The 26,177-nt window shown below is 68.3% G+C and carries 21 protein-coding genes and 1 tRNA gene; 14 read left to right on the top strand and 8 right to left on the bottom strand.

Translation table 11 applies throughout. The features are described from left to right. Positions 1-3: 3 nt before the first annotated feature. From ileS to ispH, 3 genes are all read left to right on the top strand, one after another. Positions 4-2,835, top strand: a complete 2,832-nt coding sequence (gene ileS / locus GGR66_RS09760) for an isoleucine--tRNA ligase (RefSeq protein ID WP_184448150.1) — start codon at positions 4-6, stop codon at positions 2,833-2,835. A 109-nt stretch (positions 2,836-2,944) separates the two neighbouring features. Further along, entirely contained in the window at positions 2,945-3,448 is a 504-nt protein-coding gene (gene lspA, locus GGR66_RS09755) for a signal peptidase II (RefSeq protein WP_160964381.1), read from the top strand. Between the two features lie 56 nt (positions 3,449-3,504). After that, positions 3,505-4,455 (top strand): 4-hydroxy-3-methylbut-2-enyl diphosphate reductase, encoded by a 951-nt coding sequence (gene ispH, locus GGR66_RS09750; RefSeq protein WP_150409294.1) that lies wholly within the window; start codon positions 3,505-3,507, stop codon positions 4,453-4,455. 260 nt (positions 4,456-4,715) lie between these two features. On the opposite strand, the gene GGR66_RS09745 is transcribed toward ispH, so the two are convergent. Then, on the bottom strand, positions 4,716-5,423 hold the full coding sequence (locus GGR66_RS09745) for a hypothetical protein (protein WP_184448149.1): 708 nt from the start codon (positions 5,421-5,423) through the stop codon (positions 4,716-4,718). Next, a complete protein-coding gene (locus GGR66_RS09740; protein ID WP_184448148.1) occupies positions 5,420-6,376 on the bottom strand; it encodes a hypothetical protein in 957 nt (318 codons plus the stop codon). The genes GGR66_RS09745 and GGR66_RS09740 overlap by 4 nt, the downstream gene beginning before the upstream one ends. A gap of 119 nt (positions 6,377-6,495) precedes the next feature. On the opposite strand from GGR66_RS09740, the gene GGR66_RS09735 reads away from it, so the two are divergent. The 5 genes from GGR66_RS09735 (at position 6,496) to cyoD (ending at position 10,800) form a co-directional block, all read left to right on the top strand. Then, positions 6,496-6,571: transfer RNA gene (locus tag GGR66_RS09735), tRNA-Thr, on the top strand. A gap of 316 nt (positions 6,572-6,887) precedes the next feature. Continuing rightward, a complete protein-coding gene (cyoA, locus tag GGR66_RS09730) occupies positions 6,888-7,829 on the top strand; it encodes a ubiquinol oxidase subunit II (protein ID WP_010341159.1) in 942 nt (313 codons plus the stop codon). After that, positions 7,829-9,829 carry a cytochrome o ubiquinol oxidase subunit I gene (gene cyoB, locus GGR66_RS09725; protein WP_184448147.1) on the top strand — a complete coding sequence of 667 codons (2,001 nt, stop codon included), beginning with the start codon at positions 7,829-7,831 and terminating at the stop codon, positions 9,827-9,829. Before cyoA ends, cyoB begins: the two co-directional genes overlap by 1 nt. A 3-nt stretch (positions 9,830-9,832) precedes the next feature. After that, positions 9,833-10,459, top strand: coding sequence for a cytochrome o ubiquinol oxidase subunit III (gene cyoC, locus GGR66_RS09720; protein ID WP_184448146.1), 627 nt, complete (start codon positions 9,833-9,835; stop codon positions 10,457-10,459). Continuing rightward, positions 10,459-10,800 (top strand): cytochrome o ubiquinol oxidase subunit IV, encoded by a 342-nt coding sequence (gene cyoD / locus GGR66_RS09715; protein ID WP_019796085.1) that lies wholly within the window; start codon positions 10,459-10,461, stop codon positions 10,798-10,800. The genes cyoC and cyoD overlap by 1 nt, the downstream gene beginning before the upstream one ends. Before the next feature lie 220 nt (positions 10,801-11,020). Here cyoD and GGR66_RS09710 read toward each other — a convergent pair whose 3' ends face one another. Next, a complete protein-coding gene (locus GGR66_RS09710; RefSeq protein ID WP_255421654.1) occupies positions 11,021-11,401 on the bottom strand; it encodes a MarR family winged helix-turn-helix transcriptional regulator in 381 nt (126 codons plus the stop codon). Between the two features lie 192 nt (positions 11,402-11,593). On the opposite strand from GGR66_RS09710, the gene GGR66_RS09705 reads away from it, so the two are divergent. The 5 genes from GGR66_RS09705 to GGR66_RS09685 all read left to right on the top strand — a co-directional run bounded on the left by GGR66_RS09705 (position 11,594) and on the right by GGR66_RS09685 (position 17,378). Then, complete coding sequence (locus GGR66_RS09705) at positions 11,594-12,364, top strand: SDR family NAD(P)-dependent oxidoreductase (RefSeq protein WP_184448144.1); 771 nt, start codon at positions 11,594-11,596, stop codon at positions 12,362-12,364. A gap of 165 nt (positions 12,365-12,529) precedes the next feature. Continuing rightward, positions 12,530-14,419, top strand: coding sequence for a tetratricopeptide repeat protein (locus GGR66_RS09700; RefSeq protein ID WP_160964387.1), 1,890 nt, complete (start codon positions 12,530-12,532; stop codon positions 14,417-14,419). 241 nt (positions 14,420-14,660) lie between these two features. Beyond that, complete coding sequence (locus tag GGR66_RS09695) at positions 14,661-15,197, top strand: adenylate kinase (protein ID WP_160964388.1); 537 nt, start codon at positions 14,661-14,663, stop codon at positions 15,195-15,197. A gap of 323 nt (positions 15,198-15,520) precedes the next feature. Beyond that, positions 15,521-16,906, top strand: coding sequence for a DNA repair protein RadA (gene radA / locus GGR66_RS09690; protein ID WP_160964389.1), 1,386 nt, complete (start codon positions 15,521-15,523; stop codon positions 16,904-16,906). Between the two features lie 85 nt (positions 16,907-16,991). After that, a complete protein-coding gene (locus GGR66_RS09685) occupies positions 16,992-17,378 on the top strand; it encodes a DUF805 domain-containing protein (protein ID WP_184448143.1) in 387 nt (128 codons plus the stop codon). Between the two features lie 281 nt (positions 17,379-17,659). Here GGR66_RS09685 and GGR66_RS09680 read toward each other — a convergent pair whose 3' ends face one another. From GGR66_RS09680 to GGR66_RS09660, 5 genes are all read right to left on the bottom strand, one after another. Next, positions 17,660-18,964 (bottom strand): jacalin-like lectin, encoded by a 1,305-nt coding sequence (locus GGR66_RS09680; RefSeq protein ID WP_184448142.1) that lies wholly within the window; start codon positions 18,962-18,964, stop codon positions 17,660-17,662. A gap of 110 nt (positions 18,965-19,074) precedes the next feature. Continuing rightward, positions 19,075-20,376, bottom strand: a complete 1,302-nt coding sequence (locus tag GGR66_RS09675; RefSeq protein ID WP_255421653.1) for a histidine-type phosphatase — start codon at positions 20,374-20,376, stop codon at positions 19,075-19,077. Between the two features lie 119 nt (positions 20,377-20,495). Then, on the bottom strand, positions 20,496-23,393 hold the full coding sequence (locus tag GGR66_RS09670; protein WP_184448141.1) for a TonB-dependent receptor: 2,898 nt from the start codon (positions 23,391-23,393) through the stop codon (positions 20,496-20,498). 275 nt (positions 23,394-23,668) lie between these two features. Then, positions 23,669-24,664, bottom strand: coding sequence for a FecR domain-containing protein (locus GGR66_RS09665; RefSeq protein WP_184448466.1), 996 nt, complete (start codon positions 24,662-24,664; stop codon positions 23,669-23,671). 65 nt (positions 24,665-24,729) lie between these two features. Then, positions 24,730-25,254 (bottom strand): RNA polymerase sigma factor, encoded by a 525-nt coding sequence (locus GGR66_RS09660; RefSeq protein ID WP_184448140.1) that lies wholly within the window; start codon positions 25,252-25,254, stop codon positions 24,730-24,732. Positions 25,255-25,815: 561 nt separating this feature from the next. On the opposite strand from GGR66_RS09660, the gene GGR66_RS09655 reads away from it, so the two are divergent. Next, positions 25,816-26,177: transposase (locus GGR66_RS09655; RefSeq protein WP_184448139.1), on the top strand; the 362-nt coding region annotated here is incomplete at its 3' end.

Below are 26,177 nucleotides of genomic sequence, written 5' to 3'. Positions count from 1 at the left end.
CCCGTGACCCAGGACTACAAAGCCACCCTCCACCTGCCGGCGACCGAGTTCCCGATGCGCGGCGACCTGCCCAAGCGCGAGCCGGACATCCTGGCGCGCTGGGAGAGCGAGGGCCTGTACACGCGGCTGCGCGACAACGCCCAGGGCCGGCCGCTGTTCGTGCTGCACGACGGCCCGCCGTACGCCAACGGCGCGATCCACCTCGGGCATGCGGTCAACAAGATCCTCAAGGACATCATCGTCAAGTCCAAGTACTTGTCCGGCTTCGATGCGCCGTACATCCCGGGCTGGGACTGCCACGGCCTGCCGATCGAGATTGCGATCGAGAAGAAGTTCGGCAAGGTCGGGGTCAAGCTGGATGCGGTGGAGTTCCGGCAGAAGTGCCGCGAATACGCCAACGAGCAGATCGACCTGCAGCGCCGCGACTTCAAGCGCCTGGGCGTGATCGGCGACTGGGACAACCCGTACCGCACGCTGGACTTCCATTTCGAGGCCAACGAGATCCGCGCGCTGGCCCGGATCGTCGAGAACGGCCACCTGACCCGCGGCGTGAAGCCGGTGCACTGGTGCTTCGACTGCGGCTCGGCGCTGGCCGAGGCCGAGATCGAGTACGCCGACAAGCAGTCGCCGACGGTGGACGTGGCCTATCCGGCCCGCGACGGCGCGGCGCTGGCCGCCGCGTTCGGCGCGACCCTGCCGGAAGGCGCCGAGGTCGCGGTGCCGATCTGGACCACCACGCCGTGGACGCTGCCGGCCTCGCTGGCGGTGTCGCTGGGGCCGGAGCTGGTCTATGCGCTGGTCGAAGGCCCGGCCCGCGACGGTCGCCGCCGCTGGCTGGTGCTGGCCGATGCGCTGGCCGAGCGCGCGCTGCAGCGCTACGGGGTGGATGAGGTGGTGGTGCACGGCCGCGTCGCCGGCGCGGCGCTGGAGCACCAGGTGCTGGCGCATCCGTTCTACGACGAGCGCGATGTGCCGGTGATCCTCGGTACCCACGTGTCCGACACCGACGGTACCGGCGCGGTGCACACCGCGCCCGGTCACGGCCAGGAGGACTACGCGGCGGTCAAGCCATACGGGCTGCTGGAGCGCTACGGCGCCGCGCAGATCAACCCGGTGGACGCACGCGGCGTGTACCTCCCGTCGACCCCCGCGGCCGATGGGACGGAATTGGCCGGGCTGCACATCTGGAAGGCCAGCGACGTCATCGCCGACCTGCTGGCCGCGCGCGGGCTGCTGCTGGCGCGCGCCAGCATGGTCCACAGCTATCCGCATTGCTGGCGGCACAAGACCCCGATCGCGTTCCGCGCCACGCCGCAGTGGTTCATCTCGATGGAGCAGGCCAACCTGCGCGCCGACGCGCTCAAGGCGATCGAGGGCGTGCACTGGTACCCGACCTGGGGCCAGGCGCGCATCGCCGGCATGGTCGCCGGGCGCCCGGACTGGACGATCTCGCGCCAGCGCACCTGGGGCGTGCCGATCGCGCTGTTCGTGCATCGCGAGACCGGCGAGCCGCATCCGCGCAGCACCGAACTGATGCGCCAGGTCGCCGACCGGGTCGAGGAGGGCGGGGTGGACGTGTGGTACACGCTCGACGCCGCCGACCTGCTGGGCGAGGAGGCCGCCGACTACGACAAGATCACCGACATCCTCGACGTCTGGTTCGACTCCGGCGTCACCCACGAGGCGGTGCTGACCGAGCGCGGCCTGCCCAAGCCGGCCGACCTGTATCTGGAAGGTTCCGACCAGCACCGCGGCTGGTTCCAGTCCTCGCTGCTGACCGGTGTGGCGCTGGATCATGCCGCGCCGTACCGGCAATGCCTGACCCACGGCTTCACCGTGGACGAGCATGGCCGCAAGATGTCCAAGTCGCTGGGCAACGGCATCGAGCCGCAGGACATCATGAAGACCCTGGGCGCGGACATCCTGCGCCTGTGGATCGCCTCGGCCGACTACAGCAACGAGATGTCGCTGTCGCAGGAGATCCTCAAGCGCAACGCCGACGCCTACCGGCGCCTGCGCAACACCGCGCGCTTCCTGCTCGGCAACCTGCATGGCTTCAATCCCGCCGTGCACCTGCGGCCGCTGCCGGAACTGGTGGCGCTGGACCGCTGGATCGTGCACCGCGCCAACGAGGTGCAGGAGCAGATCAAGGCGGCCTACGCGCGCTACGACTTCGCCGCCATCGTGCAGGCGCTGCTGAACTTCTGCAGCGTGGACCTGGGCTCGCTGTACCTGGACGTGACCAAGGACCGGCTGTACACGATGGCCGAGGACTCGCTCGGCCGGCGTTCGGCGCAGACCGCGATGTTCCATGTGGCCGAGGCCTTCGTGCGCTGGATCGCGCCGATCCTGAGCTTCACCGCCGACGAGCTGTGGGGCTACCTGCCGGGCGCGCACCTGGGCAACGTGCTGTTCGCGACCTGGTACGAAGGCCTGGCGCCGTTGCCGGAGGACGCGGCGCTGAGCGCGGCCGACTTCGAGCAGCTGCTGGCGCTGCGCGAGCAGGTGGCCAAGGTGCTGGAGCCGATGCGCGGCAACGGCGTGATCGGCGCGGCGCTGGAGGCGGAGATCACCGTCGCCGCCGACGCCGCCACCGCGGCGAAGCTGCAGCCGCTGCAGGACGAACTGCGCTTCCTGTTCATCAGCGGCGACGTGGTGGTGCGCGCGGCCACGACCGACGAGATCTTCGTCAGCGCCCAGGCCACCGAGAAGCCCAAGTGCGTGCGCTGCTGGCACTACCGCGCCGACGTCGGCGCCGACCCGGCGCACCCGGAACTGTGCGGCCGCTGCGTCAGCAACATCGAAGGGCCGGGCGAGGAGCGCCACTGGTTCTGAATCCCGTCCCTGGCGACGCGATCTGCGTGTCGCCGGGGCCCTCGGCGGCGCCGTCGCTGCGGTGCCGGCCGTCCTTCCTCTTCTCATTCGCCCAAGGCGGACTTGCCGCATGACCGCACGACCCAACCCCTCCGCCCTGATCTGGCTGCTGCTGTCGGCCGTGGTGATCGGCCTGGACCAGTGGAGCAAGGCCTGGGTGCTGTCCAGCCTGCCCGAGTTCACCGCGGTGCCGGTGATTCCCGGCTTCTGGAACTGGTATCGGACCTACAACACCGGCGCGGCGTTCAGTTTCCTGAGCCAGGCCGGCGGCTGGCAGCTGTGGTTCTTCACCGCGCTGGCGGTGGGCATCAGCGCCCTGCTGGCCTGGTGGCTGGCGCGCACCCCGCGCGGCGAGTGGCGCAGCGCGCTGCCGTACGCGCTGGTGATCGGCGGCGCGATCGGCAACGTGATCGACCGGCTGATGCACGGCCACGTGGTCGATTTCATCCAGTGGTACGTGGGCGAGCACTACTGGCCCTCGTTCAACATCGCCGACTCGGCGATCGTCGCCGGCGCCATCGGCATCGCCCTGTTCGGCGTGTTCGACGGCAAGGCGAAGCGAAAAGCGGGATAATCGGTGCCACTCTCCCTGTCGAAGCGCCTGGCCCCCTGCGGCCGGCGGATCTAGCTATGGATGTCCTGCTCGCCAACCCCCGCGGCTTCTGCGCCGGCGTCGATCGCGCCATCGAAATCGTCAAACGGGCCATCGAAACCCTGGGCGCGCCGATCTACGTGCGCCACGAGGTGGTGCACAACCGCTTCGTGGTCGACGACCTCAAGCAGCGCGGCGCGATCTTCGTCGAGGAACTGGACGAGGTGCCCGACGGCAACACGGTGATCTTCAGCGCCCACGGCGTGGCCCAGGCGGTGCGCCAGGAAGCCGAGCGGCGCGGGTTGAAGGTGTTCGACGCGACCTGCCCGCTGGTCACCAAGGTGCATTTCGAGGTGGCACGGCACTGCCGCGCCGGCCGCGACGTGGTGCTGATCGGCCATGCCGGCCATCCGGAGGTGGAAGGCACGATGGGGCAGTGGGACCGCGAATGCGGCACCGGCCGCATCTATCTGGTCGAGGACATCGAGCAGGTCGCCACGCTGGACGTGCAGCAGCCGGAGAACCTGGCCTACACCACCCAGACCACGCTGTCGGTGGACGACACCCGCGGCATCATCGAGGCGCTGCGCGCGCGCTACCCGGCGATGCAGGGGCCGAAGAACGACGACATCTGCTACGCCACCCAGAACCGCCAGGACGCGGTGCGCGACCTGGCCAGGGAGTGCGACCTGGTGCTGGTGGTCGGCTCGCCGAACAGCTCCAATTCCAACCGACTCAGCGAGCTGGCGCGGCGCGACGGGGTGGAGTCCTACCTGATCGACGGTGCCGACGAGATCGATCCGGCCTGGATCGCCGGCAAGCGCCGCGTCGGCCTGACCGCCGGCGCCTCGGCGCCGCAGGTGCTGGTGGACGGGGTGATCGCGCGGCTGCGCGAACTCGGCGCCGACGGCGTGTCCGAACTGGCCGGCGAACCGGAGTCGATGGTGTTCGCCCTGCCCAAGGAACTGCGGCTGCGTCTGGTCGACTAGCGGGCACGTCTAATTGCGCGTTCTTGCAATGGTTTGCTGGGGCTTCGTTGCGATCGTAAGAGCGGATTCAGCCGCGACGGGCATTCCTGGTAAAGCCGGTCGCGGCTGAAGCCGCCCTTACGACAGTGCGATGCGCAGCAACCACAGCGTGGTGGGGTGCCCTGAAGCCGCCTCGACACGTGAGCCCAAGGCGTCCTGGCGGCGATGCCGGCATCGCACATGCTGCGCCCAGCGCTTGGCTGCGCCGCAGGTGCCGCGACTCACTGGCGCTGCATGCCGTGCGGCCGTCCCTGCGCATCGAAGAGGATGCCCATGGTGACGCGATCGCCTTGCACGCCATCCGGCATCCAGCGCAAGCGCCCGCGCCGGCCGATCAGCACGTAGACGTGGTCCACTTTCTCCGGCTTGGCCTGCAGCGCCTCGCCCTGTTCCTTCAGGGCGGTGGCCACCCGATACGCACCCTCGAAATCGATGTCCTGCAGGGCGGCGTTGTCGGTGGCCGGCTTGAGGAACGGTCCGAACATGCCGGGATTGACCGGTTCTTCCTTGTGCCAGCGCTCGTTGTCGAAGCTGTATTCGTCCACGTGGCTCGGCTGCGTGGGGTCTAGCAGCTCGAGCCCGATGCGGTTGTCGTAGAAATGCACCGCATGGAACACGCGCAGGTCGTGGCCCTGCAGCTCGGGCAGGTCCGCCAGCGCCTGCCGCGCCGCGCGTAGCCGCTCCGGATCGAACAGCAGGTTGCCGCGCGGTGCCGGCGGCGGCTCCGGTTCGGGGGGCGTATCGGCAGGGGCGGCCGGGGTCACCGCGAGCGACTGTGGCTTCGAGGTGGTCTGCATGGCGGTCGCCTGCAGGCGCGGTCCCGCCTGCAGGGTGGCGCGGATGGTGTCCCAGGCGCCGCCGGCGAAGGCAATGCCGCCGAGCAGCAGCACCACGCCGGCGAGGACCACTGGGGTGGACGGCGTCTTCATGGCAGCTCCAGGTCGGCGCGGGCGGGGTGTTGCGGGTCGTACAGCACCGACACGGTGTCGCGCGGCAGCTGCCCGACGTCGATCAGCGACACGAACCGCCGCATCGTCGCCTCGTGCTTGTTGCCCGACGCGTCCTCGAACGCCACGCGGAACTCCACCTGCGGCTGCTCGTTGAGGGTGGTGCCGGTCTGGCGCACGTCCAGCACCCGCGCACGGGCGCGCAGGCCGCGGTACTTCAGGGTCTCGTCGGTGGCGTTGCTGCGGATCACGCGCAGGATCACGCGCAGCGCCAGCACGTAGCCGTTGAGCACCAGCGCACTCATCAGCAGCGGATGGTTGAAGGACAGGAAGGTCCAGCCCAGCCCGCGGTTCTGCAGGCGCCAGGCCACGACGTAGGCCGCGCCGACCAGGGCCACCAGCAGCACGGCACCGGCCGCGCGTCGCCACAGGCTGGCGCGGTCCAGGGCCGGCTCGGCGTCCTCCAGTACGAGGTTCGGAGTGGCGCCCGGCGTCGTGCTCAGCCGCAGCGACACCGTCCGCCCGGTCTCGAAGCGGCGTTGTGCCGGCTTGCGGTCCACGATCACCTGGGTGTCTTGGATGGGGGTGCCGGACAGGTTGTCGAAGGCCAGGGTCAGCGACAGCTGCGGCCATCCCTTGACCTCGACGCCCGTCGGTGCGGCGCGTTCGATCAGCGCCTCGCGGCGCACGCCGTGGGTGAGGATGTGGCGCACGCGTTGCAGTGCACGTCCGGGCAGTAGCAGCAGCGTGTCCAGATAGGCGTAGAGCAGGTGCAGCCACAGGCCCAGCGACAGCGCCAGCAGGGTCAGCGCCCACGCGGGCGAACTGGGCTGGGCCAGCACGCGTGGCCAGTCGCTGGCGAAGTAGAGGATGCAGGGGAAGGGGATGGCGAAGAACAGCAGAAATGCGAGCCAGAACCAGGCGAACAACTTCACGATGAGTGGTGGATGCGTACGACGGGGGCGGGAGGGTAACCCATCGGTCGCTGCGCTCGCGCGAAGGCCCGGGCAGCGATTGACCCCGGCCCGGGCCGACGCCTAGAATTGCCAGTTCCGCCGGAATAGCTCAGTCGGTAGAGCGGCGCATTCGTAATGCGTAGGTCGCAGGTTCGACTCCTGTTTCCGGCACCAGTTGCACCCAGAAGGCAGCCGCGAGGCTGCCTTCCTGGTTTCTGCGATGGCTGTTTCTGCGACGCAGGTCCGTGCGCGCGACCGCCTGCGACGTCGTGTCGCAGCCGGGTGCGGCAATGTGTCGCACATAAAAACGCGGCCTGGCGCCCGCATGGGCTTGTCAATGACTTCCGGAGTTGCGGCACGGCAGCATAAAATGCGTCGTTGATCGCGCATGCCGGCCTGGATGCCGCGGCGGATGCGGGACAGCCCCTTCTACGGCGCCCCGTTTCCCGCTCCCGCGCGGTTCGCATCCCCTACGCAATTGGATCGTTCGATGATTCCGTTGAAACAACTCCGGCGCTCGCTGCGCTCCGGTCTGTTGCTGCTGGCCGCGCTGCTGCTGGCCGGTTGCAACTCGGCCATCCTCAACCCCAAGGGTCAGATCGGCCACGACGAGAAGACGCTGCTGATCACCTCGGTGGTGCTGATGCTGCTGGTGGTGATCCCGGTCATCGTGATGACCCTGGCCTTCGCCTGGCGCTACCGCGCGTCCAACACCAAGGCCCGCTACGAGCCGAACTGGTCGCACTCCACCGCGATCGAGGTGGTGGTGTGGTCGATCCCGTGCATGATCATCCTGGTCCTGGCGGTGCTGACCTGGCGCTCCTCGCATGCGCTGGATCCGTACAAGCCGCTGGATTCCAAGGTCAAGCCGATCACCATCGAGGCGGTGGCGCTGGACTGGAAGTGGATGTTCATCTACCCGGAGCAGGGCATCGCCACGGTCAACGAGATCGCGTTCCCGGTCGATACGCCGCTGAACTTCAAGATCACCTCCGACACGGTGATGAACTCGTTCTTCATCCCGCACCTGGGCACGCAGATCTACGCGATGGCCGGCATGGAGACCAAGCTGCACCTGATCGCCAACGAGCCGGGCGAGATGTTCGGCCTGTCGGCGAACTACAGCGGCCACGGCTTCTCGAAGATGGGCTTCGCCGCGCATGCCACCGACCGCGCCGGCTTCGACGCGTGGGTGGCCAAGGTCAAGGCGTCGCAGAAGACCCTGGACCAGGCCGAGTTCCAGGTGCTGGCGGCCAACCGCAACGACAAGGCCGCCTACCCGGTGACCTACTACGCCTCGGTGCAGGACGGTTTGTTCAAGTCGTTGATCGACAAATACATGATGGGCAAGGGCCACAAGATGGAAGGCCACGACGCTCATCCGGCATCGGCTGCTGAGCCGGTCGCCATGTGCACTTCTGGAGACAAGTGATGCTAGGCAAACTCACGCTCGAGGCGGTTCCGTACCACGAGCCGATCATCATGGCGGCGCTCGGCGGCGCCGGCCTGCTCGGCCTGCTGGTGGTGGCGGCCGTCACCAAGTACAAGCTGTGGGGCTATCTCTGGAAGGAGTGGTTCACCTCGGTCGACCACAAGCGCATCGGCGTCATGTACATCGTGGTGGCGTTGGTCATGCTGCTGCGCGGCTTCGCCGACGCGGCGATGATGCGCACCCAGCAGGCGATCGCGCACGGCGGTAACGAGGGCATCTTCCCGCCGCACCACTACGATCAGATCTTCACCGCGCACGGCGTGATCATGATCTTCTTCATGGCCATGCCGTTCATGACCGGCCTGTTGAACCTGATCGTGCCGCTGCAGATCGGCGCGCGCGACGTGGCGTTCCCGTTCCTGAACTCGCTGAGCTTCTGGCTGTTCGTGGCCGGCGCGGCGCTGGTCAACATCTCCCTGGGCGTGGGCGAGTTCGCGCAGACCGGCTGGCTGGCCTACCCGCCGCTGTCCGGGCTGGAATACAGTCCAGGCGTCGGTGTCGACTACTACATCTGGGCGTTGCAGATCTCGGGCCTGGGCACATTGCTCACCGGCATCAACTTCTTCGTGACGATCATGCGCATGCGCGCGCCGGGCATGACCCTGATGCGCATGCCGATCTTCACCTGGACCGCGCTGATCACCAACATCCTGATCATCGCCGCGTTCCCGATCCTGACCGTGGCGCTGGCGCTGCTGGGTGCGGACCGCTACCTGGGCACGCACTTCTTCACCAACGACGGTGGCGGCAACGCCATGATGTACGTCAACCTGATCTGGATCTGGGGCCACCCGGAGGTCTACATCCTGATCCTGCCGGCGTTCGGCATCTTCTCCGAGCTGATCGCCACCTTCAGCCGCAAGCGCCTGTTCGGCTACACCTCGATGGTGTACGCGACCTCGTGCATCGGCGTGCTGTCGTTCATCGTGTGGCTGCACCACTTCTTCACCATGGGCTCGGGCGCCAACGTCAATGCCTTCTTCGGCATCACGACGATGATCATCTCGATCCCCACCGGCGTGAAGATCTTCAACTGGCTGTTCACCATGTTCCGCGGCCGCGTGCACATGACCGCGCCGGTGCTGTGGACCATCGGCTTCATGATCACCTTCACCATCGGCGGCATGACCGGCGTGATGCTGGCGATCCCGGCGGTGGACTTCGTGCTGCACAACAGCCTGTTCCTGATCGCGCACTTCCATAACGTGATCATCGGCGGCGTGGTGTTCGGCTACCTGGCGGGCCTGACCTACTGGTTCCCGAAGGCGTTCGGCTTCAAGCTCAACGAAAAGCTGGGCAAGGCTTCGTTCTGGTGCTGGATCATCGGCTTCTTCGTCGCCTTCATGCCGCTGTACGTGCTCGGCTTCATGGGCATGACCCGGCGCATGAACAGCTACAACCACCCGGAGTGGGCGCCGTGGCTGATGGTGGCCGCGGCGGGTGCGGCGATCATCGGCATCGGCATCTTCCTGAACCTGGTGCAGATCGGCTACAGCATCTGGAAGCGCAAGGAGAACCTGGACCTGACCGGCGACCCGTGGGATGGCCGGACCCTGGAGTGGGCGACCTCCTCGCCGCCGCCGTTCTACAACTTCGCGGTGCTGCCGCACATCGACGACCGCGACCAGTTCTGGGAAGACAAGCTCAAGGGCAAGGGCTGGACGCGTCCGGCCAAGTACGAACCGATCCACATGCCGCGCAACACCGCGGCGGGCTTCTGGATCGGCGCCTTCAGCATCGTCCTGGGCTTCGGTCTGACCTGGCACATCTGGTGGATGGCGGTGATCGGCCTGGTCGGCATGATCGGCAGCTTCATCGCGCGCACCTTCGATGACGACATCGATTACTGGGTCCCGGCGGAGGAAGTGGAACGCATCGAGAACGCGCGTTTCGCCCTGCTGGAACAGCAACACGCGGCCAACGCCGCAAAGGCGGTCTGAACCATGGCTTCCACGACGCTCGATCCCCACGCCGCCCACGCGGGCGGCCACGACCACGACCACGAACATCACGACGCGGGCGGCAACACCGTCTTCGGGTTCTGGGTCTACCTGATGAGCGACTGCCTCATCTTCGCCGGCCTGTTCGCCACCTACGCGGTGCTGGCCGGCGCGACGGTGGACGGCCCGACCGCCAAGGAACTGTTCGACCTGAAGTTCGTGCTGGTGGAAACCTTCCTGCTGCTGTTCAGCAGCCTGAGTTTCGGCTTCGCGATGATCTCGGCGAACAAGCGCAGCATGGGCGGCCTGTACGGCTGGCTGGCGGTCACCGCGGCGCTGGGCCTGGGCTTCCTGGGCATGGAAATCTACGAGTTCCACCACCTGATCCAGGAGGGCGCCGGCCCCGGCCGTAGCGCGTTCCTGTCGGCGTTCTTCACTCTGGTCGGCACCCACGGTCTGCACGTGACCTCGGGCCTGCTGTGGATGGCCGTGCTGGTGATCCAGATCGCCAGGAACGGCCTGACCCCGCGCAACATGACCCGCCTGGCGTGCCTGAGCCTGTTCTGGCACTTCCTGGACGTGATCTGGATCGGCGTGTTCACCATCGTCTACCTGCTGGGAGCGCTGTAATGGCCAACCACCACTCTTCCTCCGACGCGCACGCCGAGCACGGCCATGGCGGCGGCCTGAAGTCCTACCTGGTCGGCTTCGTGCTGGCGGTGATCCTGACCGTGATCCCGTTCGGCATGGTGATGAGCGGGGCGTTCCCGCGCGGCGTCACCGTCATCGTCATCGCGGTGCTGGCCGCGGTGCAGATGCTGGTGCACCTGATCTACTTCCTGCACATGGACCGCTCCGCCGAACAGCGCTCCAACGTGCACGTGGGCCTGTTCTCGCTGCTGATCATCGGCATCGTGGTGGTCGGCTCGCTGTGGGTCATGCACAACCTCAACGTCAACATGATGCACTGAGCGCGCACCGCAGTTGCGTCGCGAAGGCCGCCTCCGGGCGGCCTTTTGCGTTGCGGGGCATAGGCGGGTGCGGCCTTTCTGGATGGGCAGGCGGCCGGTGGACGCGAAAGCGGCGCGCTCGTCCCAGCGTCTTGCCGCACCCTGATCGGCGCACCACGCGTGCGCTCCAACGCCGCTCGCAGTGCGACTCGCGGAAGCGCACTGCGGCGCGTGACCGTTGTCAGCTCCGGCCGAGCCTGCCGGAAAGCTGCAGCAGCACGTTCGCCTCCTCGGCGCTGAGGCGATCCAGCAGCCAGGTTCTGACCGCGGCCGCATGGATCGGCCGCGCCGCGGCGATCTTCTCCTGGCCCAAGGCGGTGATGGCGACGGTCACCACGCGCGGTTCGGCGTCGCTGCGGCGAACGAGGCCGCGTGCCTGCATGCGCGTGAGCTGGTGCGATAGCCGACTCTTGTGCCATCCCATGGAATCGGCGAGCGCCTGTTGGCGCAGTTCGCCCTTGCCCAGATCCATCAGTCGCGACAGCACGCCGAAGTCGCTGCCGGTCAGGCCTGTGTGGTCGGTCAGCTCCTTTTCGACCGCCGCCATCACCGCCTGGCCCATCTGCTTGAAGGCGTGCCAGATCGCTAGTTCGCGGGTGGAAAGGCGTGCTTGGTTCATCGCGGCACCTTAGGCGGATGCGGTTGACGTAGCAACCACGCGGGCGTACTTTTGGTTGACATGACAACCAGGATCTGGCGGTTGCGGCGCTGTACGAGCCCGCGACTCAGTCCCGATCTTCCGAAGGCGACCGCGATGACAGCAACGACGTTCGAAGGCGTGGATGTGGTGATCACTGGTGGAAGCGATGGCATCGGCTTCGGCCTTGCCCGGCGCTTCCTGGCGGCAGGCAGCCGGGTGCTGGTCACCGGTCGCGACCCAGGCAAGCTCGAGCGTGCCGCGTCGGCGGCGCCCGGCCTGCACACGCTGGTCAACGACATCGGGGTGGCCGAGGAGCGCGAGCGACTCGCGCAGTATCTGCAGGCGCAGTGCCCGGGGTTGCGCGTGGTGGTCAACAACGCAGGTATCCAACGACGGGTGTCGCTCGCCGACGACCAGGCGCCTTGGGTGGAGCGCCAGCGCGAAATAGAGATCCTGTTTTCTGCCGTCGTGCATCTGAATCATCTGCTGATCCCGCTGTTGCTCAAGCAGGGAGAGCCATGCCTTATCGCCAATGTATCGTCCGGCGGCGCCTTGATCCCGCAACCATTCGCACCGGTCTACAGCGCCTGCAAGGCCGCGATCCGTAGCTACACCGCCAACCTCAGGTTCGCGCTGTCGGCGACGCCGGTTCGCGTCGTGGAAATCATCCCGCCCGCCGTCCGCACCGGCCTGGCGGGCACGGGCGTGGCGCATGGCGCGGACCTGGAGGTGTTCTGCGACGCGATCTTCGCCGGGCTCGAGGCAGGGCAGGCCGATGAACTCGGCTTCGGGATGACCGACTCGGCGGAGCTTCGGCAGCGTCTGGCCGTCGACCGCGCCTTGTTCGACGGTTTTTCCGGGCGTTTTCCGGTGCGCACGTATTGAGGCGTGGCATGCGCCGTTGCGACCAGGCCTTCAGGCCTGCCTCGCGCACGCAGCTTCCGTGCGTCGCGCTGTGCCGCGGGCATGACCTATGGCATGGCACGTCGCGGCGCCGCAGGCATAGCATGGGGGTTTGCCTGTTCGCCGCCGTTCCTGCCTGGAGATCCCATGAACAAGTCCACCGCCTGGATGGCGCCGTTGCTGCTGGCCGCCACTGTCGCGTTCCAGGCCTCGGCGCAGACCGCACCGCCGCGCGACGTGCCGTTCGCCGGCACGTTGAAGATCGATGTCGACGCCACCGATCTGGCGCACCGCATTTTCCGCGTGCGCAGCACCATTCCGGCCACGCCGGGGCCGATGACCCTGCTGTATCCGCAGTGGATCCCCGGCAACCATTCCCCGACCGGCCCGATCGACAAGGTGGCCGGGCTGGTGATCAAGGCCAACGGCAAGGTGCTGCCGTGGACGCGCGACCAGTACGACGTCTATGCGTTCAAGATCGACGTGCCCGCCGGCGTCAGCGAGATCGTCGCCGAGTACCAGTTCCTGTCCTCGCAGGGCGACGGCCAGGGCCGGGTGATGATGACCCCGGAGATGCTCAACCTGCAGTGGAACACCACCGCGCTGTATCCGGCCGGGGTGTACGCGCGCAACATCAAGGCGCAGGCCAGCGTGACCCTGCCGGCCGGCTGGAGCTACGCCACCGCGCTGGAGACCGCCGGGCGGACCGGCGACACGGTGACGTTCAAGCCGATCGATTTCGACGACCTGGTCGATTCGCCGATGTTCGCCGGCAAGTACTACAAGCGCATCGTGCTGGACAGCAAGGACAAGGCGCCGGTGGCGCTGAACGTGTTCGCCGACAAGCCCAAGTCGCTGGAGGCCAAGCCCGAGCAGGTGAAGGCGCACGTGGCCCTGGTGCAGCAGATGGACAAGCTGTACGGCGCGCGCCACTTCGACCACTACGAGTTCCTGCTGGCGCTGACCGACAAGCTCGGCGGCATCGGCCTGGAGCACCACCGCTCCAGCGAGAACAGCGGGCCGCTCGACTACTTCACCGAGTGGGACAAGAGCTGGGAGATGCGCGACCTGCTCGCGCACGAGTTCAACCACTCCTGGAACGGCAAGTACCGCCGCGGCGCCGACCTGGCCACGCCCAACTTCAACGTGCCGATGGGCGACAGCCTGCTGTGGCTGTATGAGGGTCAGACCCAGTTCTGGGGCGAGGTGATCGCCGCGCGCGCGGGGCTGTGGACGCAGGATCAGGCCCGCGACATGCTGGCCAACGTCGCCGCGGTCTACCAGCGCGGCCGTCCCGGCCTGGCCTGGCGCGCGCTGCAGGACACCACCAACGACCCGACCATGTCGATGCGCCGGCCGCGCGCCTACCGCAGCTACCAACTGAGCGAGGACTACTACTCCGGCGGGCAGATGCTGTGGCTGGAGGTCAACGCCAAGCTGCGCGAGCTCAGCGGCGGCAAGCGCTCGCTGGACGATTTCGCCAAGGCGTTCTTCGGCATGCACGACGGCGCCTGGGACGTGAACCCCTACACCTTCGACGACATCGTCGCCACGCTCAATGGGATCGCCAAGTACGACTGGGCGACCCTGCTGCGCAGCCGCCTCGACGCGCATGGTTCGCTGGTCGGCGGGATCGAGGCCAGCGGCTGGAGGCTGGTCTATACCGATCAGCCGAACGCGGCCAGCAAGACGTCCGAGTCGCGTAGCAAGAGCCTGGACCTGAGCTATTCGCTGGGCCTGAGCCTGGACCAACAGGGCCAGGTGCAGGCCGTGCTGTGGGACAGCCCGGCGTTCAATGCCGGCCTTATCGCCGGCAACCGCGTGGTCGCGGTCGGCGGCCGCGAGTACAGCGCCGAGGCGCTCAAGGACGCGGTCACCGCGGCCAAGGGCGGCAGCACTCCGCTCGAGCTGCTGGTCAAGCGCGGCGACCGCTACGACACCTTGCGCATCGCCTACTACGGCGGCCTGCAGTATCCGCACCTGGAGCGTATCGCCGGCACGCCGGATCGCCTGAGCGAGTTGTACAAGGCGCGTTGAGAGCGGCGAGCACGATCGCCCGCCCGTGCTTCGGTGCGCCGGGCGGTGCCGGTGCGCGGCGATGGCGTCATCGCGCTGGCGCGCGTCGCTGGAGGGCGATTGAGACGCCGGGTGGTTTGTGTTCGCTGCTTGGTTTCCACCGATGGCGCAGGCCACGCGAAGCCGTTCCTACAGCGAGCACAGCGCGGTGCGGGAGCGGCCGAGGTGGCTGATCTTCTTCCGCGAGGACGAGGTTTAGGCGGTGAAAATCAATGTCGTCGGCACCAGCGCAAGCGGGAAAAGCACGCTCGCCAGGCGGATCGCCAAGGAGCTTGCGATTCCCTATGTCGAAATGGACAGGCTCTACTGGCGCGCGGACTGGCAGGGGACACCGGACGATGCATTCCTGGAAAAACTGGAGCGTGCATTAGCTGCTTCTGCGGACTGGGTGCTGGATGGCAACTACGACCGGACGCGGCCCGTGAAATGGCGCGATGTGGACCTGGTGGTGTGGGTGGACTATGGGTTTGCCCGCACGCTATGCCAGGCTGTCGCCAGAGCGTTCAAACGGGCCTGGCACAAACAGGAATTGTGGCCAGGGACGGGAAATCGCGAGAGTTTTCGCCGCACATTCCTTAGTCGGGAGTCCATCATCGTCTGGATGCTCAAGACCTGGCGCAGCAACCGCGCGCGCTACGAGGCCGATCTGGACAACCCGCAGTACGCGCATATTCGCTTTGTGCGCATTACGCGACGTGATCAGGTGCAACACCTCCTTGTTGCCTTGAAGGCGCGCTGACGACCATCCCCGTCGCGACAAGCAAAGAGGACATCTTCCTGGGCGGCATCCGTCGGACCTGACTTCCCTCCCACACGATGCCTCCGGCTCCCGGCTCCCGGCTCCCGGCTCCCGGCGGCCGTGCGCGGCGGCTTGGGCCACCAGTCGGGGCGAAACGCAGCAGCGCGCCGCCGCGCATCGCCGCCGCTGGCGAGTGCGCGATGCTTTCCCGGCACCGCTTCACCCGGTAGGGGAGCGAGTGCGATGCGCCGCAGGCACCGCGTCGCGGACCTTGAGACCGCCAGCCACTATGCTGATGCATTGTCTGAGCGGACCAACACCAGATGGCGAAAGCGAAAACGGCCTATGTCTGCGGCGAGTGCGGCGCCGAGTACAGCAAGTGGCAGGGCCAGTGCGTCGAATGCGGCGCCTGGAACACGCTGAGCGAGATCGTGCTGGAGAGCGCGGCCACGGCCAAGGCGCCGGCCGCGGCGCGGCGCAGCGGCTGGGCCGGCAAGGCCGAGGCGCCGAAGATCACCGCGCTCAAGGACGTGGAGCATCGCGACCAGGCGCGCGTGTCCACCGGCATCGGCGAGTTCGACCGGGTGCTCGGTGGCGGCCTGGTCGAGGGCGCGGTGGTCCTGATCGGTGGCGATCCGGGCATCGGCAAGTCGACCCTGCTGCTGCAGGCGCTGGCGAAGATGGCCGGCACCCTGCCGGTGCTGTACGTGACTGGCGAGGAATCGCTGGGCCAGGTCGCCGGGCGCGCGGTGCGCCTGGACCTGCCGCTGGACGGCCTCAACGCGCTGGCCGAGACCGGCATCGAGCACATCCTGCAGCATGCCAGCGCGGCGCGACCCAAGCTGATCGTCGCTGACTCGGTGCAGACCCTGTGGACCGAGGCGCTGACCGCCGCGCCCGGCTCGGTGAGTCAGGTGCGCGAGAGCGCGGCGCGGCTGGTGCGTTATGCCAAGGAGACCGGCACCGCGGTGTTCCTGGTCGGCCACGTCACCAAGGAAGGCGGCATCGCCGGCCCGCGCGTACTCGAGCACATGGTCGATGCGGTGCTGTATTTCGAAGGCGAGAGCGGCAGCCGCTTCCGCCTGCTGCGCGCGTTCAAGAACCGCTTCGGCGCGGTCAACGAACTGGGCGTGTTCGCGATGGGCGAGAAGGGGCTGAAGGAAGTCTCCAATCCGTCGGCGATCTTCCTCTCCGGCGGCAGCGCGCACCAGCCCGGCAGTTGCGTGATGGTCACCCGCGAGGGCACGCGGCCGCTGATGGTGGAAGTACAGGCGCTGGTCGATGCGTCGCCGCTGTCCAATCCGCGGCGTGTGGCGGTAGGCCTGGAGCAGAACCGGCTGGCGATGTTGCTGGCGGTGCTGCACCGCCATGGCGGCATCGTGGTCGGCGACCAGGACGTGTTCGTCAACGTGGTCGGCGGCATCCGTGTGCAGGAGACCGCGGCCGACCTGCCGGTGCTGCTGGCGGTGCTGTCGTCGCTGCGCGACCGGCCGCTGGCGGAGAAGACCATCGCCTTCGGCGAGGTCGGCCTGTCCGGCGAGATCCGCCCGGTGCCCAACGGCGAGGACCGGCTGCGCGAGGCGGCCACGCACGGCTTCAAGCGCGCCATCGTGCCCAAGGCCAATGCGCCCAAGACCGGCACGGTCAAGGGCATGGAGGTGATCGCGGTGGAGCGCCTGGCGCAAGCGTTGGAGGCGGCGAGCGAGTAGTTGCAATCGTTTCCCCGCGGCGGTGTTTATGCCACCATGCCGCCCGCTGCAGTGAGGCAGCGGTTCGAAAAAAAAGGAAAACACAATGGAATGGATGTTGATGCCGCTCAAGCGTTACGCGGATTTTTCCGGGCGTTCGCGGCGCAAGGAGTACTGGATGTTCACGCTGTTGAACATCGTCGTGATCACGGTGCTGATGGTGTTGATGGGAATCGGTGGCGGCGTCGGCGGCCAGAATGGCACCAGCATGCTGTCGCTGGTGGCGGTGGTGCTGCTGGGCCTGTACTCGCTGGCCGTGGTGGTGCCGTCGATCGCGGTGCAGGTGCGCCGGTTCCACGATCAGGGCAAGTCCGGCTGGTACGTGCTGCTGGGTCTGATTCCCTGGGTGGGCGGCTTCGTGATCCTGGTCTTCATGTTCCTGGAAGGGGTCAAGGGCGCCAACGCCTACGGTCCGGATCCGAAGCAGACCTGATCTGCGGTTGGATCCGCGGCGTCGGGTCCGCGACGCGGCTGCTGCCGATGTCGTGGCGTGCAGCGCCGTTTACGGCGAGGGCCGCCTCGGCGTTGAAACCGCGGCACGCCGATCCGGGGAATCGCGATTGGAGGATGTGCGCGACGACGCAGCGGCGTTCGCCGGCATGCTTGCCGCAGGTCGAGCGCACCGACACTCCGCGTCGCTGAAACGGCGCTCGCTTTTGCGAGCGCCGTTCTCGTTTATGCGCGAACGCAGGCGCGAGCGTCCGGCGTGATGCGTCAGTCCTTCCGGTACACCACGCCGAGCTTGTCGATCTCGTCGCCGTCGCGGCCGGTGAAGCCGGCGATGTGCCAGCCGCTGGGCGCGGTGAGCGTGTAGGTCTCGCTGGTCGGCGTGCCGGCGCTCAGGCTGCGGCCCTGGTTGGTGCGCAGGCTCAGCGAGAACAGCCGGGTGTGGCCGTTGTACTGGCCCACGCTCAACGTGGCGGAGGTCAGCCGCTCGTTGGCAGCCAGGCGCAGCGTGACCGCGTCGCCGCCGCTGCCGCCGTGGGCCAGGGTGCTGCCGTTGTCCAGGCCAAGTGCGATCCCGTCCAGGCGCTCGGCGCCACGCAGGGTCACGCTGGCGATGGTGCGCTGCTCGGCGCCCTTGGCGATGTCGTTGAACGGCGTGCCGTGCGGGCCGCCGTACTGGTCGCTGGTGCGCACGGTGGCACCGACCGCCCAGCCGAACTGAGCGGCCAGCGGGTAGTGGTCGGACAGCGGCTTGCCGTCGCTGTCGTAGAAGTGGCCGTCGTCGAGCTTGTAGCGGTTGGCGACCAGGGTCAGCTGCGGCGCGTCGCGGTACAGGATCTTGTCCACCACTTCGCAGTCATTGGTCGGCGGGGTGCCGCACAGCAGCGGCGCGGCGCCGGCGGCCGGCGCGCTGCCCTTGATCAGTTCCACCCACGTATCGGTCAGGCCGTTGCCGGCGATCAGCGTGCGGATGTTGTCGTCGGCACGGGTGTAGCGGGTGTTGGAGTCCATCATCACCAGCACCGCGTTGCCGGCCGACCAGGTCTGGATGAACTGCGAGAGCTGGCTAATGTTGGCGCGCCGCGCGGCCAGGTCGGCGCTCTCGGTGCCGGCGTTGGGATGCGCGTTGTACACGTCCAGCAGCACGCCGTCGTCCAGGCGCACGCGCATGTAGCTGAAGCCCTTGGGAGTCAGGCAGTCGGTGCCGTTGCACTTGTCCCACTTGACGCGGGTGAAGTCGTCGAAGGGGTAGTTGCTCAGCGTGTTGAGGCCGTCGCCGATCGCCGCGCCGCCGCTGGTGGGGGTGCGGTAGGGGTGCTTGTCGCCGGCGTACAACGTGGCGTGGTAGTTGAAATCTTCCTGCACGTTGATCAGGCCGTAGGGCGCCAGCTTCGGTGCGATCTGGGCGGTGTTGGCGGCCGGGTTGCTGCTGGAAATGCCCTGCGGCAGGCCGGCGACGTTGTAGGTGAGCACGTCGAGCACGCCGACGTCCGATTGCGCGTGGACCACGCCGGCGCAGGCCAGGCTCAATCCGATGCCGTAGCTCACGAGGGTGCGTAGATGCTGGATCATGAATCGCCTCTTGCGGGTTGGGAGGAACAGCGGGTGGCGCGAGCGCCAGGGGGCGGTGCCGGAAAGCACCGATGCCGCCGCGCGACCGGCCGGGGCCGGCGCACGTGGCGTCATGGGGTCAGGAACTGCGGATCGAGTGCGGCCTCGACCGCGGCGGCGAAGGCCGGCAGCGGGCAGTCGTACGTGGCATCGGCGCGGCTGCACTGCGGGATGAACACCGCCGATGCCAACGGCGGCGCCTGCACGGTCAGCGCGCGGCGTTCGCGCAGTTGCGCCAGGCTCTGCGCGGTGTAGCGCAGGCGGATCACCCGCTCGCCGTCGGCGCGGCGCCAGCGCTCGAACACCAGCGCGCCGCCGGGCACGGTCTGGTCGGGCTGGTAGCCGGGCAGCTGCCAGTGCAGGTCGAGCATGCCGGCCAGCAGGGTCAGGGTGCCGTCGTGGCCGGACAGCACCACCAGCCGCGCCGCGCCGCCGATCGGTGCGGCGTGCGTGGCCTGGCCGCTGCCTTCCAGCAACGTGGCCAGCAGCCGCGCCGCCAGCGGTGAGGCCGCCATGCGCGCCACCGCCGGCGCGCGCAGGCGCAGGGCGAACTCGGCCTGGTGCGGAGCGAAGGCGCGCAACAGGCTGGCGGCGTCGACGCCGCGCCAGCCCAGCGCGGCGAAGTCCTGGCCGTCGGCCCAGGCCATCAGCAGGCTTTCGCTGAGGCCGGAGGCGGCCGCGGCCGGGCCTTCGATGCCGGGGATGGATTCGCCGGCGTCGGCCAGCCGCGCCGGTACCGCGTCCAGGCGCTGCTTGCCGTTGCCGGCGTCGGCCGGGCAGGGCCGTTGCGTGCACTGCAGCAGCAGTTGTTGCAGGCTGTCGATGGCGTCGGCCTGGGCCGCGTTCCAGGCCTGCGCATCGCCGCCGATGCGGCCGGCGATGGCCGCGCGCATCTGCGCCACCGTGGCCGGATCGCGCAGGGCGGGCGCGCCGTCGAACAGCGGATCGGAGGCGCCCTCGGCGACGCTGTGCACCGGGTTGGCGCAGCCCGGGGTCAGTGTGCTGGCCAGTGCCTGTGCCGAGGCGAGCGTGCGCTGGGTGCGGTTGGCCCAGTAGTACGCGGCCGCGCAGCCGTCGCCGGCGAACAACCCCAGCGATGCGTAATGCGCGCGGTAGTAGGTGCCGAACAGCCGTTCCAGTGCCGCGCCGTTCGCGGTGAGATGCCCGGCGGGGACGTCGAAGCGCGGCCACGGGCGCGCCGAGTAGCGCTCCAGTTGTTCCGTGCTGGACATCGCCGCGCGCACGCCGTGGCGCTTGAGGATGACGACTTTTTCCAGCGTCTCTGTCGCGGTCGGTTGCGCGGGTGCCGCGGCGCAGGCCAGCGGCGCGAGCAAGAACAGGGCGAGGGCGGCGAGGTGCGACAGCGATGGCATCGGCAAGCTCCAGGCAGAGGCGGTGCGCCGCGCGGCGGTGCGCGGCGATGGCCGCGCCCGCGGCCATGCAGGCAGCGGGCGCCGGCTGGCTGCCGCGCGCGGGCGGCAGCCGCGACGGATCAGAAACGTGCGCGCAAGCCGACCGACCAGGTGCGGCCGTAATCGGTGTAGCCGCCGAACAGGCGGTCGCCGACGTACTGGCGCTGCACGGCGCCGGTGAGATTGATCGCGTTGACGAACACCGACAGGGTGTCGTTGACCTTCCAGGCCACGTTCGCATCGAGGCTGCCGAACCTGTCGCTGTTGAGCGTGGCGACGTTGGCGGTGCCGACCGCGTTGACGATGTCGTCGCTCCAGCCGTAGCTCACCCGCGCCATCAGCGGCCCCTTCTCGTAGAACAGCACCGCGTTGTAGGTGTTCTTGGCCACGCCTTCGAGGCTGTCGGTGAAGCTGCGGCTGCCGTCGCGGTAGGTGGCCTCGCTGTCGGTCCAGGTGTAGTTGAGCTGCATGCCCAGCCCGTCCAGCGGCGTCGGCAGGCCGGCGAAGACCTGCTGGTAGGCCACTTCCACGCCCTTGACGCTGGCCTGGCTGCCGTTGGTCTTGGACGAGAGCAGGTAGGTCTGGCCCTGGTACTGCAGGTTCGACAGCTGGGTCTGGATGAAGCGCGAGATGTCCTTGTAGAACACGCCGCCGGTCAGCGCCGAGGTGCCGTCGATGTACCACTCGAAGGTCAGGTCGTACTGCCAGGCCTCGAACGGGCGCAACGACGGATTGCCGCCGCTGGCGGTGAGGATTTCGCCGCTGGAGTTGAAGGTGAGCTTGGACGACAGGTCGGTGAGGTCCGGGCGGGTGATGACCTTGGCCGCGGAGCTGCGCAGCACCATGTCGTCGCGCACGTCCCAGGCGGCATTGAACGAGGGCAGCGCGTTGCTGTAGCTTCGCGCGAAGTGCACCGGTTGCGCGCTGCCGTCGACGTCGGCGTGGCCGTCGGTGGTCTGCTCGGTGCGCACCAGGCGCACGCCGAGGTTGCCGCGCAGTTCGCGTCCGGCCAGTTGGCTGCCGAAGTCGGCCATCGCGTAGGCCGAGCCGATCTTTTCCTTCACCTCGTAGGAGTTTTGCAGGTCGGCGCTGTTGGGCGTGTTGACCAGGTCCGCGGCGGTCGGCCAGGTGCCGAAGAAGGTCGATTCGACCGGCGCCAGCCAGTGCCGCGGCAGGCTGCCATTGGCGTCGGCGAGCATGTCGTCCACCGGCAGCGCGGTGAAGTTGCCGGCCGGGAAGCGCACGCCGGCGATGCTGGTCAGCAGCAGGTCGGCGCGATCGTAGGTGCGCGAGCGCTGCCGGTACTTGGCGCCGACCTTGAGCTCGCGGAAGAAGCCGTCGCCGAGCGCGCGCTTGGCGTCGAACTGCAGCGCGTCCTCCTTGTCGCGCGCGTCGATCTCGCGCCATTCCAGGCGTCGGCCGGCCACGCTGGCCGGGTTGGTCGGATCGAAGCCGTTGGTGAAGCGCCAATCGGGTACGTCATCACCATCGGCCTGCGGCATGTCCACGCGCATCGACAGGTTGGTGCCGCTGCGCAGGCGCGTGCGCCGGATCGGATCGGAGTCGTAGCTGTGCGCTTGCGAGTGGAACGCCACCGCGCCCAGCGTCCACGCATCGCCGCTCCAGGTGCTGGACAGGCGCGCGCTGCGGTTGTCGTCGGTGATGCCGGAGGTCTCGCGCGAGATCTGCACCTGGCCGTTGCGGTAGTCGAAGCCGGCGACGCCACCGTGCGCCACGCGCAGGTTGCTGAGCTTGGCCAGGCTGTCGAAACCCACGCCCAGGCTGTATTCGTCGTAGTGCACGGTCTGCTTGGCATAGAGCAGGTCAAGGTTGGTCTCCCACGCCGCGCTCGGCTTCCATTGCAGCGAGGCGGCGATGCCGGTGCGCTCGCGCTGCTCCAGTTCCAGCGTCGGACGCAGGCCGGTGGCCACGTAGTTGGCGCCGGGCACGCCCGGCACGCCGTCGCGGTAGTAGTCCCAGCTCACTTCGTTGACCCGGTCCTGGCGCAGGCTGCGCTGCGCGTAGGCGCCGGACAGCAGCAGGCCGAAGGTGCCGTCGGCATTGACCCAGTTGAACAGGCCGGATACGCGCGGATCGTTGGCGTGGGTGCGCTGCGCCTGGCTCGATTCCAGCGACACGTTGGTCAGGGGTTTGCCCAGTTCCAGCGGGCGAAAGGTGCGCACGTTGACGATGCCGCCGATCGCGCCTTCGTCCAGGTCGGCGGTGGGGCTCTTGATCACCTCCAGGCCGGCGACCAGTTCCGCCGGCAGGGTGTCGTAGCGGAACTGGCGGCCGGTCTGGCCGGAGGTGCGCACGTTCTCGTTGACCGCCATGGTCTGGCCGTTGAGCGTGGTCACCTGGAAGTTGGGGCCGAGGCCGCGCACGCGCACGTACACGCCTTCGCCGCGGTCGCGCACGATCGACACGCCGGGCACGCGCTGCAGTGCTTCGGCCACGTTCTGCGCCGGCAGCTTGCCGATGTCCTCGGCGGCGATCACGTCGACCACGCTGTCGGCGTAGCGCTTCTCGCGCAGCGCGGCGCTGAGGCTGCCGGCGTAGCTGCCGAGCACCTGGATGCCGTCCAGTTGCTTGACCGGTGCATCCGCAGGCGTTGTCGGTGCCGGCGCTGGGACGGTGGTCATCGTCGCCGGTACGGTAGCGGCGGTTTCGGCCGGCGCGCTCGCTGCCTCGATCGTCACCGTGGTCGGGGTCAGGAAGCGGTAGCGCAGGCCGGTGCCGTCGAGCAGTTGCTGCAGCGCCTGCTCCGGCGCCACGCCGGCGCTGCTGCCATGGGTCTGCGGGTTGCCGGTGCTGCCGGCGGCATAGACGAACTGCAGGCCGGTCTGCCGCGACAGGACATTGAGCGCACGCGCCAGCGGTTGCGCGGGAATCGCATCGACCGCGACGGGTGCGGTCTGCGCGCCAGCGGCGCCGGCATGCAGGGCGAGGGCGATGGAAAGGAACAGGGTGCGGCGCATCGTCGGGTCCTGTGAGAGCGGGGGGAGTGGTGCGCGCGGCATCGCCAGTGGGCGGTTGCCTGCGCTGTCCCTGGACTACGAGGTACGACGGCGAAGATCGGGCACCGTTTTTCGATGAATTTTCTGTGACACGTGCGGGGAGTGCTGGCGTCGCGTGCGCGCACGAATGCGTGCGTGCACGCTGCGTGTGACGGGTTGATGGCACGCGACTGCGCGCCGGCCGTCCGGTCTGGACGATGCATGCGCTGCGCAGTGCGCGCCACGCATCTGCCGCGCTACTGCAGGCGTGCTTGCGTTTGGGTGCGGCTGCGCACGTGGATACCGTTGGCGCTGGTGCGTACCTGCAAGGTCGGCTGCGCATCCAGGAACGCGCGCAATGCGGCGACGTCGTCGCCACGCAGATTGCCGGTCAGCCGCATCGCCCCGGCATCGGCGTCGTCGATCAGCAGGCGGGTGCGATTGAGCCGGTTGAAGTCCTCGGCGACGTTGGCCAGCGGCTCGTCGCGGAACACGATGCGGCGTTGCCACCAGGCATGCATGGCCGCGACGTCCTCGTTGCGCAGTTCGACCCGGCCATCGGCGGTGTCGATGCGCGCGCTCTGGCCGGCGCCGAGATCGGCCAGCATCGGCTGCTGCGGCTGGTCCTGGCGCCACACGTGCACGCGGCCGGCCGAGACCTCGATGCGTGCCTGATCCTGGTGCAGGGCGATGTCGAAGGTGGTGCCGATGTCTTCCACGCGCAGGCCGCCGGCCTGCACCTGCAGCGGGCGCCGGTCGGCGACGACCACGAAACTGGCCTGGCCCTGCAGCAACTGCAGCGTCCGGCTCCAGGGCGTCAGCGTGGCGCGCACCTGGGTCTGCGCGTTGAGCCGCACCGTGCTGCCGTCGGCCAGTTGCACGCTGCGTTGTTCGCCGAGCGCGGTGCGGTAGGTCTGACTGGTCGGCCAGTTCCAGCCGACCAGCACCGCGACCGCGCACACCGCGGCGGCTGCGGCCAGGCGCCAGCGCGGCGCGGCACGGGTGCGCGCGTCGCGCGCTGGTGTCGCTGTCGCTGTCACGCGCCGCGGCACGGGCAGGGCGATCACGTTGCCGGTTGCGGCGGCGGCGTCGTCGCTGGCGAGCAAGGCGTCCACGTCCAGGTCCATGCCGCGCAGCGCCTCGCCGAGTTCGCCGGCCACACGCTGCATCGCCAGATACTCGCGCAGGTGCTGCGGCGAGGCGGTCAACCAGTCCAGCAACTGCTGTTCCTGTTTCGCATCCAGCGGCTGCATGCGCTGCACCGCATGCCAGTGCGCGGCCTCGGCGATGGCGCTGCGCGACGAGAAGGCGCTGTCGTTCACCAGCGGTCCCCGCTGTCGGCCAGCGCGCGGCGGCAGGCCGACAGGCCGCGCACCACGTGCTTCTTGACCATGTGCGGCGACACGCCCATGCGTTCGGCGATCTGCTTGTAGCTCAGCCCGTCGCGGTACTGCATCACCAGCACCGCACGGGTGCGCGCGGGCAGGTCGGCGAGCAGGGCCTGCAGGTGCTGCTGGCGCTGCCGCTGATGTGCGCTGTCTTCCACGTCGTCTCCCGCTGCCAGCAATTGCGAGAACTGCTCCATCTCGTCGATGCGCAGCGGCGCCTGGCGGCGGCGCGCGGCCTGTTCGCGCGCCAGGTTCTGCGCGACGGTGTACAGATAGGCTTCGGGATTGGCGATGGCCTCGCCCTGCTGCCGATGCGCGCGCAGCAGCCGCAGATAGGTCTCCTGCACCATGTCCTCGGCGTCTTCGCGCGCGCCACGGCGCACGAAGAAGCCGCGCAGCACCGGGCCGTGTTCGGCGAACATGCGCGCCCATACGCGTTTTGGGTGAGCCGCCACCGAGCCTGCCTTGTTCCTTGGGTGCGGCGCAGGCTAGAAGCTGCTGATGACGGTTCGGTGACGTGGGGGGCGATGCGCGTGGAAGAAGGCGGCCTGCTTCGCGACGCGTGCGGGTGACGTCGCGCGGCTTCCAATCTTCAGAAAAGCGGCATCTGTAGGAGCGGCTTCAGCCGCGACCACGCGTTACCGGTGGCGCCTGTCGCGGCTGAAGCCGCTCCTACGACATCACGGTGATGCGTGGCGAATGCGGCGGTTGGAAGTGGCCTGCAGTCGCGACGTGGGCTATCGGGAACGCCTGTCGCGGCTGAAGCCGCTCCTTGTATCTGGACCTGGCGCCCTTAAACAGGCGTCATGTCTTCCGACTGATCATCGGAGGAGGTGTGGGAAGTCCAGTCGCTCCTGAAGCTTAGAGCTTGCATCGTAGATCGGCTCCCCTCTCCACATGCTGGCCCTTGGGTGTCCGAACGGTATCCAGAGTCCGCCCCCGGCGTGAACTCGCATCGACAAGGCAGGACCGGGCACAGCGCCGATCATGACCCTGACACGATGGAGGAATCGCGTATGTCTCCCGTCATCGGCATCGACGTCGCCAAACGCAGTTTCGATGTGGCCAGCGAGCTGACCAATGGCAAGCACCGTACCAAGGCCAAGTTGTCCAACGATGCCAAGGGCTTCCAGGCCCTGCAGGCATGGCTGCAGACGCATGCGCAGCCCGAGAGCTGGATCGCCATGGAGGCCACTGGCACCTACCACCAGGCACTGGCCGAGTTCCTCCACGCACGAGGCTATCGGGTGTGCGTGCTCAACCCGGCGCAGACGGCCGCGTATGCACGCAGCCAGCTCAGCCGGGTCAAGACCGATCGCAGCGATGCCAAGCTGATCGCCAGCTATGCCCTGCGTCACCGCGAGCAGTTACGCCGTTG

Origin of the sequence: Xanthomonas sp. 3498 (assembly GCF_014199795.1) — a bacterium.
GTDB lineage: Bacteria > Pseudomonadota > Gammaproteobacteria > Xanthomonadales > Xanthomonadaceae > Xanthomonas_A > Xanthomonas_A rydalmerensis.
This window is presented reverse-complemented; position numbering and strand designations above follow the sequence as displayed.